This window comes from Limnohabitans sp. JirII-29, from assembly GCF_003063395.1.
Classification (GTDB): domain Bacteria; phylum Pseudomonadota; class Gammaproteobacteria; order Burkholderiales; family Burkholderiaceae_C; genus Limnohabitans.
On the sequence record NZ_NESB01000001.1, the window covers coordinates 107,304 to 121,471 of the forward strand.

A 14,168-nucleotide genomic window follows, 5' to 3' on the forward strand; every position below is an offset into this window, starting at 1 on the left:
CGTGTGCCTCAAGCTTCGTTGGGCGTGCTGGTGTCGCCTGCTTGGCCGTCTTCGGTGCCTTCGCTGTCGTTCGCGTTGGCATCGTTTTCAACGATGCGTTGCAAGCCGCTGAGCTTGGCGCCAGCATCCAAACCGATCAAGGTCACGCCTTGGGTGGCACGACCGAGTTCGCGGATTTCAGACACGCGCGTGCGCACCAACACGCCGGTGTCGGTGATGAGCATGATTTCGTCGTCGGCTTGGACCAGTGTGGCAGCCACCACTTTGCCGTTGCGCTCTGATTGCTGGATGGCAATCATGCCTTTGGTGCCACGTCCATGACGCGTGTACTCGGTGATGCTGGTGCGTTTGCCGTAGCCGTTCTCGGTGGCGGTCAGCACACTGGCGCGTACCGCATCGGCGGGCGCGTTGGGGTCTTCTTGTTCAGACACCAGCATCGCGATCACGCTTTGGCCGTCTTCGATCATCATGCCGCGCACGCCACGGGCGCTGCGACCCAAGGGGCGCACATCGTTCTCGTCAAAGCGCACGGCCTTGCCGCCATCGCTGAACAACATCACATCGTGTTTGCCGTCGGTCAGGGCAGCGCCCACCAGGAAGTCACCATCGTCCAAGTTCACGGCAATGATGCCGCCCTTGCGTGGGTTGTTGAACTCGTCGAGCGAGGTCTTTTTGACGGTGCCCATGGAGGTGGCCATGAACACGAACTGATTTTCAGGGAAGGTGCGAGCTTCTCCTGTGAGTGCCAAGACGACGTTGATTTTTTCGCCCTCTTGCAGAGGGAACATGTTGACGATGGGGCGTCCGCGCGAGCCACGTGAGCCTGCGGGCACTTCCCAGACCTTGAGCCAGTACAGGCGACCACGGTTTGAGAAACACAAGATGTAGTCGTGCGTGTTGGCGATGAAGAGTTGGTCGATCCAGTCGTCTTCTTTGGTGGCGGTGGCTTGCTTGCCTCGGCCCCCGCGCTTTTGTGCGCGGTATTCGCTCAAGGGCTGGCTCTTGATGTAGCCGCTGTGGCTGAGTGTGACCACCATGTCGGTGGGGGTGATCAGATCTTCGGTGCCCAGGTCTTGGGCGTTGTGCTCGATCACACTGCGGCGTGCGCCGAGTTTGGTTTGTCCGAACTCTTGTTTCACCACATTGAGCTCGTCGCCAATGATGGTGGACACACGCTCAGGCTTGGCCAAGATGTCGAGCAAGTCGTCGATCTCGGCCATCACGTCTTTGTATTCGTTGACGATCTTGTCTTGTTCCAAACCGGTCAAACGTTGCAGGCGCATCTGCAAAATTTCTTGAGCTTGGGTGTCACTCAGGCGGTACAAGCCGTCGTTGCCCATGCCGAATTCTTTTTCCAAGCCATCAGGGCGGTAGTCGTCGGCATTGATCACACCACCATCGGCGCGGCTGCGGGTGAGCATTTCGCGCACCAGCTTGCTGTCCCAAGGACGGGTCATCAGCTCGGCCTTGGCTACCGGTGGGGTGGGGGCGTTGCGGATGATGGCGATGAATTCGTCGATGTTGGCCAAAGCCACCGCCAAACCTTCCAGCACATGGCCGCGTTCGCGTGCTTTGCGCAGGGTAAAGATGGTGCGGCGTGTGACCACTTCGCGGCGGTGCTGCAAAAAGACGCTGATCAGATCTTTCAGGTTGCACAACTTGGGCTGGCCATCGATCAAGGCCACCATGTTGATGCCAAAGGTGTCTTGGAGCTGTGTTTGCTTGTACAGATTGTTGAGCACCACCTCAGGCACGGCGCCGCGCTTGAGTTCGATCACCAAGCGCATGCCCGATTTGTCGGACTCGTCTTGGATGTGACTGATGTCTTCGATTTTCTTTTCGTGCACCAACTCGGCCATGCGTTCTTGCAAGGTCTTTTTGTTCACTTGGTAGGGCAGCTCGTCGACGATGATCGATTGGCGTTGGCCACGATCAATGTCTTCGAAGTGGCACTTCGCACGCATGACCACACGGCCACGACCGGTGCGGTAGCCGTCTCGCACGCCACTCATGCCGTAAATGATGCCGGCGGTGGGGAAGTCAGGCGCGGGGATGATTTCCATCAACTCATCGATGCTGGCTTGCGGGTGACGCAACATGTGCAGACAAGCGTCGACCACTTCGTTCAAGTTGTGCGGCGGAATGTTGGTGGCCATGCCCACCGCGATGCCAGACGAGCCGTTGACCAACAGGTTGGGGATGCGGCTGGGTAAGACCAAAGGTTCTTTTTCTGAGCCGTCATAGTTGGGGCCGAAGTCAACGGTTTCTTTGTCAATGTCTGCCAACATTTCGTGGGCAATTTTGGACAAGCGGATTTCCGTGTAACGCATGGCCGCAGCGTTGTCTCCATCGACTGAGCCGAAGTTACCTTGGCCATCGACCAGCATGTGGCGCAAGGAGAAGTCTTGTGCCATGCGAACGATGGTGTCGTAAACCGCACTGTCACCGTGTGGGTGATATTTACCAATCACGTCACCGACGATACGTGCCGACTTTTTATAAGGACGGTTCCAGTCGTTGTTGAGCTCGTGCATCGCAAACAACACACGACGGTGCACCGGCTTCAAGCCGTCACGCGCGTCGGGCAGTGCGCGCCCCACGATCACACTCATGGCGTAATCTAGGTAACTGCGACGCATCTCCTCTTCTAGGCTGATGGGCAATGTTTCTTTGGCAAACTGAGTCATGAAAGCGGCCGTAAAGCGGGAAACCGGACATTTTAGGCTGATAACTCCTTTGGGTCAGTTGTGGCTCACTGGCAACAGACCCGCGCATACGTCAGCATGACTTCTCTGAATTGGGTGCGGCGCATAGGAGATATGGCACAATATTTACAGCGTTATGGTGTTTGCACCTTGAATGCCTGGAATCGCAGCAAGGTCTGCGGCTTTTAAATCCCTCAGAGGTGAATCATGAAAAACTTGAAGAACTTGGCAGCTTTTGTTGCTACTGCTGCATTGGCAACTGCCGCTGTTGCTCAAACTGTTGACAACTGGCGCAATTCGTCAGGCGATGTGTGGAAAAACTCCACGGGCCTGTGCTGGCGCGATGCCAACTGGACGCCAGCAACGGCTGCCAAAGATTGCGACGGCGCAATCGTTCCTGCTGCACCTGCTGTTGTGGCCCCTAAAGCTGCTGCTCCAGCACCAGCTCCAGCTCCCCAAGCTCCCCAAGCTCCTGCTGCATCTAAAGTGACTTACGCTGCTGATGCATTCTTTGACTTCGACAAGTCGGTGCTCAAGCCCGCTGGCAAAGCCAAGTTGGATGACTTGGTTGGCAAAGTCAAAGGCATCAATTTGGAAGTGATCATTGCTGTGGGTCATACCGATTCGATCGGTACCGATGCTTACAACCAAAAACTGTCGGTGCGTCGTGCCGAGTCTGTGAAGGCTTACTTGGTGTCTAAAGGCATCGAGAAAAACCGCATCTACACCGAAGGCAAAGGCGAAAAACAGCCAGTGGCTGACAACAAGACCAAAGAAGGTCGCGCCAAGAACCGTCGCGTTGAGATCGAAGTCGTTGGCACCCGTGCTAACTGATCTTTTTGATCTTTGCGAGAACCCCGCTTCGGCGGGGTTTTTTATTGGATAAAGGACAATCGAGCCATGCAAACTTCATCACACGTCAATGTTGACCCGGCCGAATTGGCCAAGTTTTCAGATCTGGCCCACCGTTGGTGGGATCCAGAAAGTGAATTTCGTCCGCTACACCAAATCAATCCTTTGCGTTTGGAGTGGATCAACGGACTTGCGCCGCTCAAAGGCCAACAAGTGCTGGATGTGGGCTGCGGTGGCGGTATCTTGAGTGACGCCATGGCACGTTCGGGCGCTCAGGTCATGGGTATTGATTTAGCCACCAAGTCACTCAAAGTCGCTCAGTTACATGCGTTGGAAGTGCAAACGCCTAACGTTCAATACAGAGAGGTGAGCGTGGAGGCTTTGGCGGCTGAGCGACCTGCCAGTTTTGATGTGGTGACATGCATGGAAATGTTAGAGCACGTCCCCGATCCTTCGTCCATTGTTCGTGCTTGCGCACAATTGGTCAAACCCGGTGGTTGGGTGTTTTTCTCAACGCTCAATCGCAATCCCAAGTCTTTTTTGTTTGCCATCGTAGGGGCCGAATATGTGTTGAACATGCTCCCTAGAGGTACACATGAATACGCAAAATTCATTCGCCCGAGTGAACTGGCGCATGCCTGTCGTGAGGTTGATTTGGAGTGGCATCACACCCGTGGCATGGAATACAACCCTTTGACCCGCCGTTACTGGTTGAGTGCTGACACCAGCGTGAACTATTTGGTGGCTACTCAGAAAGCTGTTTGATGCTGACCCATATTCGAGCCGTTTTGTTTGACTTGGATGGCACGTTGATTGACAGCGCGCCAGACTTGGGCGATGCAGCAGACAAAATGCGCACCGACCGAGGCTTACCCTCTTTGCCGGAGGAGATGTACCGTCCTATGGCAGGCGCAGGAGCGCGTGGCATGCTCAAAGTTGCTTTTGGCATCACGCCAGAGGATGCAGACTACGACGTCATGCGCGAAGAGTTCTTTGTGAACTATGAGCATGCGATGACCCTGCGCACCTACGTCTTCGATGGCGTGCAAGAAGTGATCGAGTCACTGCGCCAGCGTGACCTGCTGTGGGGTGTGGTCACTAACAAAATGGCTCGGTTCACCGATCCTTTGACTCAAGCTATGCCTTTGTTCGCGACGGCATCCACGATCGTCAGTGGTGACACCACGCCGCATGCCAAGCCGCATCCTGAACCCATGTTTGAAGCCGCGCGTCGTTTGGGTCTGGCTCCTGAGTTGTGTTTGTATGTGGGGGACGATGAGCGTGACATCGTGGCTGGGCGTGCTGCAGGCATGCGTACGGTGGCTGCGAGCTACGGTTATTTGGGAGAAAAGACAAATATTGTCAGCTGGGGGGCCGATTTACACATAGATTCACCCGTCAAGCTCTTGAAATTGCTTGCATAGGCCTAAAATAGAAAACTTGGGGCTGCACTGGTTTCGACATGAGTTCGGACGCGTGGCAGGGCATGTCGAGGTTCTGTTACCTCGTTAAACAGCAGAAAAAAAACTAACTGCAAACGACGAACGTTTCGCACTCGCCGCTTAATCCGGTGAGCCTTGCAACAGTTGGCCGATAGGCTGGGTTAGGGTGAAGGGGGCGTTAAAACCTCACAAGTCCTAGCTGCAAGGTAACTCATATTGGCTGGCATGACACCGGGCACCTTGGTGTTGTGTGAGATCTAAGGATGCTGGTTGGGTACATAGCGTGTCGCTGCGCGATGTATTTGATGAGACTCAAATCAGACGACTACACATGTAGAACTGTACGAAAAAGACTTATGGACGCGGGTTCAAATCCCGCCAGCTCCACCATCCGTAAAGACGAAAGCCGCTAGATAGCAATATTTAGCGGCTTTTTTCATCATGAGGTGCAATCATTGTTACTCGATGATTGACATATACATATTCTGAATCAGGTATTAAAATTAAACTTTAAGTTTTATTTCTAATGGCCTTATGACTGAAGTAATTAAACTATTTGTTGTTCTTGTAGCGTTTGTAGGCTTGGTTGGGCTTGGCTTACGTGGTTCATTATTTTTACGCCAATTTGACATTCCAATGCCAAAGAGCAGAAAAAGGAAATTTCCGAAGGTCTCCAAAAGCTAAAGCTTTTCTTCCGTTATCGCCGCTTCGGATCGCTGGGCATCTGATGTGATGCTTTGCACCATTTCACGACCAAGTTACATGTTACAAACAGCATCCAGTAATAAAAGCCCTAAAACGATAGCTTGGATAGATTTGATGGATATGAGTGTAATTTCTGAAGCGATTCGATTGGCAACCGCACCTGTGTTTCTATTGACTGGAGTCGGGGGTATTCTCAACGTGTTGGGTAACCGACTTGGTCGAGTCATTGATCGAGCCAGAAAAGTACAGAATCTGATCGACGATTCCACGGACAGTCGAGGCGTTGTCTCAAGGCGCATTGAGCAATATCACCTTGAACTGGCGTCATTAGAGTATCGAAAATTAATCATCAACATCGCAACAGCCTTCTTGGTTTTTAGCGCTGTGCTGATTGCCTTGACTGTGATTGAGTTGTTTTTTTCAGTCAGTATTGAGCCCGGCAAGCTTCACTTGTCCAACTGGGTTGCGATCACCTTCATTGGCAGTTTTTTGGCGCTTGTCAGTTCATGTGTCTTGTACCTGGTTGAGATCTTGTATGCGTCACACACCATCAGTTTTAAACCGTTGTCACAAATTGATCGAGTCGACTGAACAGGGCTGATAGGTATCACTTGCATTCGTACCATTTTTTGGAATTGTTCACCACAGAGACAACCAACAGCATGGCGGGTACCTCGATCAATACGCCGACGACAGTTGCCAGTGCTGCCCCCGAGTGAAAACCAAACAAGCTGATTGCCGCAGCAACGGCAAGTTCAAAGAAATTGGACGCGCCAATCAATGCTGATGGGCAAGCGATGTTGTGCTTTTCTCCCACAGTGCGATTGAGCCAATATGCCAAGCCCGAGTTGAAAAAAACTTGAATCAAGATAGGAACCGCCAGCAAGCCAATGACCAAAGGTTGGCTCAAAATAGCTTCGCCTTGAAACGCGAAGAGTAAAACCAGCGTGGCAAGCAGTGCTGTGATAGACCATGGACCGATACGCTCCATGGCGGCGTCAAAAGCGGCCTGACCTTTTGTCAGCAATGATTGCCGCCAAACCTGAGCCAATACCACCGGAATCAAGATGTAAAGCACAACGGATGTTAAGAGCGTGTCCCATGGCACCGCTATTGCAGAGATGCCTAGGAGTAGGCCCACCAGCGGTGCAAACGCGATGATCATGATGCTGTCGTTCAAAGCGACTTGTGACAGCGTGAACAAAGGGTCACCGGCTGTCAGTCTGCTCCAGACAAAAACCATCGCAGTGCAAGGTGCTGCAGCCAACAAGATCAGTCCAGCAACATAGCTGTCGAGTTGATCTGAGGGCAAATAAGGTGCAAACCAATGACGGATGAACAACCAAGCAAGCAAGGCCATTGAAAATGGTTTGACCATCCAATTGACAAACAAAGTCACTCCGATACCTTTGATATGTTGGCGCACCTCCCCCAATGCATGGAAGTCCACTTTGACCAACATCGGAATGATCATGATCCAAATTAACAAACCGACTGGCAGGTTGACATGTGCAATCTCCATGCGACCAATAATTTGAAATGTGCCAGGAAGCCATTGACCGACGGCAATGCCAATGACGATGCACAGGAGGACCCAAACGGTCAGGTAACGCTCGAATACGCTCATTGGAGCCGCGATGTTGGCGGTTATTTCGGGTTGCTTATTCATGGAATGCTTTATCCAATTGGGTCAAATCACGTGCTGTTTGTTCGATGGCAAGACGCGTCAGACTGGATGCTGGCAGGTTCACAAAAATTTCTAAGCGTTTGCCAATGAGATGCAGCGTTTGGATAAAGGCTTCACGCTTCTTCTCGTCTTCACCCTCAACTGTGGAAGGATCTGCATACCCCCAGTGCGCTGTGGCAGGTTGCCCAGGCCAATAAGGGCATACTTCTCCCGCTGCGTTGTCGCAGACTGTGATGACCAAGTCCATATGAGGAGCGTCGGGCTTGGCGAACACATCCCAGCTTTTACTAGATAAACCTTCGATTGAAACACCAGCCATGCGCAAAGTGTCCAAGGCAATAGGGTTGGGTTTTTGGTTTTCGCGTGGACTGCTGCCGGCTGAATAAGCTTTGAACCGACCTCGTCCCAGGTGATTCAGCATCGCCTCAGCCAAGATACTCCGTGCGGAGTTGTGTGTGCATAGAAAGAGCACGTTGAATGGTTGGATATCGATGTTCATTTTCTTTAGCACTTGCATTCAGTGGCAACAGTTGTCAGACACGCTTGACCTTCACAACAGTTTTGCGTCAGGTACGAGAGCACTTGGTTCATTCGGTCAAATTGCGCACGGTAGATGAGATTGCGGCCTACACGCTCTTGTGTGACCAAGTCAGCATGTGCGAGTTCCTTCAGATGAAAAGAAAGAGTGTTCGCGGCGACATGCAATGACTCGCTCAGAGCGCTGGGTGTGAGTCCTGTCTCTCCTGCCACAACGAGTGCCCTGAAAATTTGCAAACGCGAAGGCTGAGCCAAGGCGCCCAATGCTTTGATCACCGCTTTTGATTCCATACTTCGATATTAATTGAAATATGTGAAAAAATTGTGACAAAGGTTCCCAATCGGCTGCTGCTGCTGACTGTTGTGCGTGCTTGCAGGTAAAGTGGCGCGTGCGATGGTGCTGATTGGGCTGTGCTCTACGAATGTGCAAGGCCGCAGTTTCAGTGGCCTGTTGATTCATGACATATACAAGGAGACACGATGGACTTCAAGAAAATAGCGGGGGTGATGTTGCTTGGCGTCGCACTGCCCATATTTGCCCAAAGCTACCCCAACAAGCCCATCAAAGCGATTGTTCCATTTGCTCCTGGTAGTGCAACCGATCAAATTGGTCGCGCATTCGCATCCAAGATGTCTGATGTTTTGGGTCAACCCATCATCGTAGAGAACAAAGCTGGTGTGAATGGCATGCTGGGTGCCGATGCGGTCGCCAAATCGGCAGCAGATGGCTATACCTTGCTGATTGGCACTAACAGCACCAATGCTGCCCTTAAAAGCTTGATGAAGAAGCTGCCTTACGACCAAGACATCGCTTTTGCACCCTTGGGTTATTTGGGGTCTGTTCCATTGGTTGTCGCCATCAACAACGACGTTCCTGTGAAGACGTTGCGTGATTTGGTGAACTTGGCTAAATCAAAGCCTGGTCACGTCACATTCGCCAGCGCCAGTACATCTCAATTGGTGTCCAGTGAGGTGTTGGCAAATATGGCAGGAATTGAGATGACCAGTGTCCCTTACAAAAGCGGGCCAGCGGCTATGACAGATCTCATTGGTGGACAAGTGATGCTGTTCACTGCCGACTTCGCCGTCATGCTACCCCAGGTGAACGCTGGAAAGATTCGAGGCTTGGCCGTGACATCAATGAAACGCTCTTCTGCGATTCCTGAGTTGCCGACAGTCAACGAGGCTTTGGGTCTTAAAGATTACGAAATGATTGCTTACTTTGCCATGTTCGCACCCGCAGGCACGCCTTCGGAAATCGTCACAAAACTCAACCAAGCCATCAATGTGGCCGCGCAAAGCAAGGACCTTCAAGAGAAGTTCTCTCAGATTGGTTTTGTGGTCGAGCCCGGCACGCCTGAAGCATTGGGGCGTCGCACCCAACTGGAGAGCGCTAAGTGGGCCAAAGCGATCAGAGACGCGAAAATCGAACCTCAATAATTTCAACGTTCACCCATGGATTGACTGAACGCCTTGCTGAGTGGCTTGACCAAATAGCTCAGTACAGAGCGTTCATTGGCTTTGATGTCCACCGATGCGCTCATACCAGGCTTGAGTTGAATACGACTGCCCTTGTCTGTTTGTAAGTGCCCAGCCTCTGGGCGAATGCGTACCCGGTAGTACAAAAAGGGGCCTTGTCGGGTGTCTTCACTCAGCACGTCTGAGCTGATGTAAGTTACCTTGCCTTGTAGTGATCCAAAAATGGAAGAGTCGTAGGCGTCGACTTTGATGTTGGCGTCTTGTCCGACCAAGACGAAGGCAATATCAACGGGTGTGACTTTGGCTTCGATGATCAATTCTTCGCTCCAGGGCAGCAACTCCATCACCGACTCCCCTTGACGCACGACACCGCCCAGGGTGTTGATGCGGATGTTGTTGACAACACCATCTACCGGCGCCGTCAGCACCGTGTGTTCGAGCAATTGGTTGCGATCTCTCAGCAGCTCACTTTGCGTGCTGAGATCTTCCTGCGCCTTGGTCATTTCGGCCTGAGCATCTTGAAAGTATTTGTTCTTTTTGCTGGCCAGTTGTGCGCGCACATCTGCAACCGAGCGTTCTAGGCGCAAAACTTCGGTTCTGCTCACGTCACCGCTGGCTTCCAGTTTTAAATTGATTTTTAACTCGCTGTCACTGAGCTCCAGTATCTTGGTCAGTGCATCAATGTCTTCGCGAAACGCCTGTTGTCTTTTTTTGTATAGATCGGTTTGGTTGCTGATGTATTCAGGATAGGCTTTCAAGTCGTTGTCAAAAGTCAATGGACGGCCATAGACCTCTGCTTGCAGGCGAACCAAGGTAATGCGCAGAGCTGCCACTTTGGCTTTGGTTTCTGACACAGCTGCTTCTGCACGCTCTTTTTGCAGCGTGGCCAGCACTTGCCCAGCTTTGACTTTGTCACCTTCTTTCACATGCAATTCGGTCAGCACGCCGCCATCGGGAGACTGAATGACTTGGGTTCTTGCCTCTGCCACTACCTGGGCTTGCGCGCGTGTCACTTGATCCAGTTTTCCAAGGGCAGCCCAGGTGACCAGCAATAACAATCCGGCAAACATGACGCGCAAGGTGGTGCGAGCACCACGAGGATGCTCTTGGTCATTCAGATTTCCAGACAGCGATTTCGGATTCGACTTCGGCAGCACGTCCTTGGCTGTGTCCGCAGCAACAGCTTCGCTGGTTATCTCTGTCTCGTGGCGTGATGGTGCTTCGTTGTCTGGATGCTGCATGTTTAACTTTAGATCGCGGGGTTTAAGACGGTCGGTGGTGCAGGTTGAGCCGTTGCGGGTTGAGACAATCGTTGCAGCACGGCATCGCGGGGGCCATCCATGGCAATGGTGTGCCCGGCCACGATGATGATTCGAGAGACAAGCGGCAAGATGTTGGGCTTGTGTGTGACCACGATCAACATTTTTCCGGCCTTCACGAGTTCTTGCATCACACGGATGCAACGGCGCTCTTGTTCATCGTCCATGCTGGCGGTGGGCTCATCCAACAAAAGAATGTCTGGATTGCACAAAATCAAACGTGTGAATGCAAGCAATTGACGTTGTCCACCGCTGAGCCCTTTGCCGCCTTCCATGATGGGACGATCTAAGCCTTTCGGATGCGCTGAGACAAAGTTAATCATGCCAGTACGTTCCATGGCTTGCTTGATGACGGTATCACCCGGATCCGGCATACCAATCAGCAAGTTTTCTCTCAGCGTGCCTTGAAAAAGGCGATGGTCTTGCTGTAGATAGCCTACTTTTTGGCTGATGACTTGTCGGCTGATGTGCGACAGATCAAGCCCGTCGAGCAGCACCTGTCCCTCCTGCGGCACGTACAGACCGCTGAGCAGGCGCAACAAGGTGGATTTACCCGCTCCGATGGGACCCAAAATGGCAATGTTCTCACCGGCTTGGATATTCAAATTTGCTACCACCAAAGCGGGAGGATTACCTGGGTAAGCAAACTTGGCAGAAACGATCTTGAAGTGCCCCTGTAGATGGTCTGGCACCAGTGGGCGCTGTACACCATGGGTATCTGTTTTGAGTTGGTAAATTGCTTCAATGCCTTTGAGTGCCGCCATGGCTTGTCCCTGTTGCACAAGCAAACCGGGCAAGGCCAGGATGGGGGCTAACACTCTGCCGCTCAAAATAGAACACGCGATCAATGCGCCCATGGTCATGCTGCCTTGCATGACCAGCATGGAGCCTACTATCACCAAACCGGCATAACTGAGTTGTTGGGTCATGGCCGAGATGTACCCAATGCCTTCAATGAAGCCACGCATTTTCGAATCGCTTTTGATCGTGTGGCTGTTCACCGCAATCCAACGTGCTAAGAACTTCCAACCACCTGAACCTGCTTTGATGGTTTCTACACCTTCAACCGCTTCAACCAATAGCCCTGTTTTGGCGTTTGAATATGCGGCCGAGTCCATCGAAAACTGATTGATTCTTTGTCGAGATGCCACCCCAATCAAAATACTCAGCACACCAAACACCAGTGGAACCAGGGCCACCCACACACTACCGATGGCCATCATTCCTAACAAAAAGATGATGCCAAAAGGCAAATCAATCAAGGTGAACATGGTGGAGCTGGTGTAAAACGCACGCAATTGTTCGTAGCCGCGCAGCTGTCCTGCCAGACTGCCCACAGAGGGCGGCAGTTGATCGACCCGCAGTTGCAACAAGCGGTGAAAAATTTCGCGTGACAGGCGGCTGTCAACCCCCACCACCACGTAGTCCATGAGTTTGGAGCGTGCATATTTCATGGCCAGTTCGAACAGGATCGACAACATCACACCCAGGCTCAAGATCAACAGGGTGTATTCACTGCGCGTCGGAATCACACGGTCGTATACCTGCATCGAAAACATCGATGTGGTGAATGCCAACACGCCGATAAAAAACGAAGCCAAGGAGGCCTCTACCAGCTCAGCTTTGTAATGTTTGATCGTTCCCAATGCGAATTGAATGAAGCTCTTGGTCAACATCGAATCGCCCGCTTCTGTGCTGCCGATCCAAGTTTGTTCGCTCTGAAATTTGATCAAAAACGCACCAGCAGCCAAGGCTTCAGCCGTCGTTGTGAATTCTTCTTTCTCGCTGCGCACCAACCACTGGTCTGAGGCGTCTTGGTTGAGTACAACACCCCATCCATGGTTGGAGTCACCGTAGAGAAACGGCAAATCAACGGCTTCTGGCACGACCGATTCAGATGCCAGCTCAGCATCCAAGGCCTCACACACGAGAGTCAGTTGCTGACGTGCTGGCAAGTTGTCTTGCATGTCTGCGAGACAGGTGTTGAGTTTGAGCAAATCCAGATGCTCGCCTTTGAGGCGCGCCAGATGTTGAATAGCCCATGTCAATCCGTTGTGGTTGGTCATTGTGATGGCGTCTTTGAGTCTTTTACAGTGGTATTCCAGCTCGAACTTGGTATCTGTAGACAGCGCCCATCAGACTTGTCTTTGCGTCTGCCAGTGCGTATTCGTTTTGCGTCAATTCGCGCACTGCATTGAGCAGGTCGAGCCATGATTTCTTACCACCTTGAAACTGTCGTTGGTACGAAGCCAAAACGGCTTCTGAGCCTGCGACGGCACGCAGCAAGGCCCGTACGCGTTTGTGCGACGCGACGATGTCTTCTCTGTCGTTTTGAAAGGCTTCAATCACTTCGCGCTGCGTGGTCTCTACCAGTTGTTGTGTGCTCTCAATGCGCGTGACCAAGGCCTGGGCTTGCAGCAAATTGGAGAACCCGGCGTTGGGTGTGTATTGCAGTCCCACGAACGCACTCATGCGTGTGTCTGTGTAGCTGACAACTTTGCCAATCGGTTGATCGACGCGCACAAAAATTTGCGGCCACTTCTCAGCATCCTTTGTGTTAAACCGTGCACGGGCTGCTTCCACCTCAGCTTGGGCACGCAACACAGCGTTGTCGCGAGATGCCAAGTACTCAAAGTCTTGGGACTGGATGTTTAAGAACATCGCATTGGCTTGCTGTGGGCTGTAAAAATCAAATGCAATGCGCCCTGGTTGTCGCAGTCCTAATAAACCCGTGATCTGCTCGAGACGGCTGATGCCATTTGCATAGGCACTTTGAGCAGTGCTCAATTCAACGTCTGTTTGAAACACACGCGCGTCAACCAACTCCAAGTCAATTTTGGGGGAGGCCAAGGCTTCAACCCGGCGTGCCATTTGGGCTTGAAACTCTTGCAGTCGAGACAAGGCGCGTTCAGCTGTGAGAATTCTTTCCTTGCTGGACATCACGCTTTGCCATGCGCTGACCACTGCCTGAAAAACTTGCTGCTGCTGTTGGTAGTACTTGTGCGTGGTGACTTTTTTCTGCGCCTCTGATTCAGAAACGACAGAAGCAATACGTCCGCCATCCCACAAAGGCTGTTGTGCGCGCAACGCTCTAGAAGGTGTACTGGATACCGTGCCTGTTTTAGATTCCACAATGGCTGACAGGACGGGCCATTTGCCCCGCTCTGCCACTTCTAGGTCTTGTCCACTGGCCATCACATCCAACCAAGACGCTTTGAGTTGCGGATTTCCTTCGACAGTGGCCATCAGTAAATCAGGTAAGCCAGCGCCTGGTTCTTTGGCATGGCTACCGAAGCTTGCAGCAGCAAGAGCGATACCGATTGCCACAGAGGCCATGAATGTATTCATCATCACCGCTAAAATAATCCTAAAGTTTAATTATTGTATTTGATTTAGATATTAAAGTTTAAAAAATATCAAAAACGATACAACAATTTATAAG

General features: G+C 51.9%; 12 protein-coding genes and 1 other RNA gene. 6 read left to right on the forward strand and 7 right to left on the reverse strand.

The features are described from left to right. Positions 1 to 8: 8 nt before the first annotated feature. Positions 9 to 2,687: a DNA gyrase subunit A gene (gyrA, locus tag B9Z39_RS00520; RefSeq protein ID WP_100146993.1), complete on the reverse strand. Its 2,679-nt coding sequence runs from the start codon at positions 2,685 to 2,687 to the stop codon at positions 9 to 11. Positions 2,688 to 2,912: 225 nt separating this feature from the next. On the opposite strand from gyrA, the gene ompA reads away from it, so the two are divergent. The 5 genes from ompA (at position 2,913) to B9Z39_RS00545 (ending at position 6,295) form a co-directional block, all read left to right on the forward strand. Beyond that, positions 2,913 to 3,539, forward strand: a complete 627-nt coding sequence (gene ompA / locus B9Z39_RS00525; protein WP_100146992.1) for an outer membrane protein OmpA — start codon at positions 2,913 to 2,915, stop codon at positions 3,537 to 3,539. 66 nt (positions 3,540 to 3,605) lie between these two features. Then, positions 3,606 to 4,322 (forward strand): bifunctional 2-polyprenyl-6-hydroxyphenol methylase/3-demethylubiquinol 3-O-methyltransferase UbiG, encoded by a 717-nt coding sequence (gene ubiG, locus B9Z39_RS00530; protein WP_100146991.1) that lies wholly within the window; start codon positions 3,606 to 3,608, stop codon positions 4,320 to 4,322. Continuing rightward, positions 4,322 to 4,981, forward strand: a complete 660-nt coding sequence (locus B9Z39_RS00535) for an HAD-IA family hydrolase (protein WP_108300370.1) — start codon at positions 4,322 to 4,324, stop codon at positions 4,979 to 4,981. The genes ubiG and B9Z39_RS00535 overlap by 1 nt, the downstream gene beginning before the upstream one ends. Positions 4,982 to 4,999: 18 nt before the next feature. Further along, positions 5,000 to 5,389: a transfer-messenger RNA gene (gene ssrA / locus B9Z39_RS00540) on the forward strand. A 372-nt stretch (positions 5,390 to 5,761) separates the two neighbouring features. Continuing rightward, positions 5,762 to 6,295: a DUF2721 domain-containing protein gene (locus tag B9Z39_RS00545; protein WP_158269436.1), complete on the forward strand. Its 534-nt coding sequence runs from the start codon at positions 5,762 to 5,764 to the stop codon at positions 6,293 to 6,295. Positions 6,296 to 6,311: 16 nt separating this feature from the next. Here B9Z39_RS00545 and arsB read toward each other — a convergent pair whose 3' ends face one another. Genes arsB through B9Z39_RS00560 form a run of 3 tightly spaced genes read right to left on the reverse strand, consistent with a single transcriptional unit; the run spans position 6,312 to position 8,219 of the window. Beyond that, positions 6,312 to 7,373, reverse strand: a complete 1,062-nt coding sequence (gene arsB, locus B9Z39_RS00550; protein ID WP_108300372.1) for an ACR3 family arsenite efflux transporter — start codon at positions 7,371 to 7,373, stop codon at positions 6,312 to 6,314. Then, entirely contained in the window at positions 7,366 to 7,890 is a 525-nt protein-coding gene (locus B9Z39_RS00555) for an arsenate reductase ArsC (RefSeq protein WP_108300373.1), read from the reverse strand. Before B9Z39_RS00555 ends, arsB begins: the two co-directional genes overlap by 8 nt. 5 nt (positions 7,891 to 7,895) lie before the next feature. Next, positions 7,896 to 8,219, reverse strand: a complete 324-nt coding sequence (locus B9Z39_RS00560) for a helix-turn-helix transcriptional regulator (protein ID WP_108300374.1) — start codon at positions 8,217 to 8,219, stop codon at positions 7,896 to 7,898. A gap of 189 nt (positions 8,220 to 8,408) precedes the next feature. Here B9Z39_RS00560 and B9Z39_RS00565 point away from each other — a divergent pair, with 189 nt between their 5' ends. Further along, entirely contained in the window at positions 8,409 to 9,368 is a 960-nt protein-coding gene (locus tag B9Z39_RS00565; RefSeq protein WP_108300375.1) for a tripartite tricarboxylate transporter substrate binding protein, read from the forward strand. A gap of 2 nt (positions 9,369 to 9,370) precedes the next feature. On the opposite strand, the gene B9Z39_RS00570 is transcribed toward B9Z39_RS00565, so the two are convergent. Genes B9Z39_RS00570 through B9Z39_RS00580 form a run of 3 tightly spaced genes read right to left on the reverse strand, consistent with a single transcriptional unit; the run spans position 9,371 to position 14,062 of the window. Further along, entirely contained in the window at positions 9,371 to 10,648 is a 1,278-nt protein-coding gene (locus B9Z39_RS00570; RefSeq protein WP_199173015.1) for an HlyD family efflux transporter periplasmic adaptor subunit, read from the reverse strand. A gap of 8 nt (positions 10,649 to 10,656) precedes the next feature. Further along, positions 10,657 to 12,792, reverse strand: a complete 2,136-nt coding sequence (locus B9Z39_RS00575) for an ATP-binding cassette domain-containing protein (RefSeq protein WP_108300376.1) — start codon at positions 12,790 to 12,792, stop codon at positions 10,657 to 10,659. Positions 12,793 to 12,814: 22 nt separating this feature from the next. Further along, complete coding sequence (locus B9Z39_RS00580; protein WP_158236206.1) at positions 12,815 to 14,062, reverse strand: TolC family protein; 1,248 nt, start codon at positions 14,060 to 14,062, stop codon at positions 12,815 to 12,817. Positions 14,063 to 14,168: the final 106 nt, after the last annotated feature.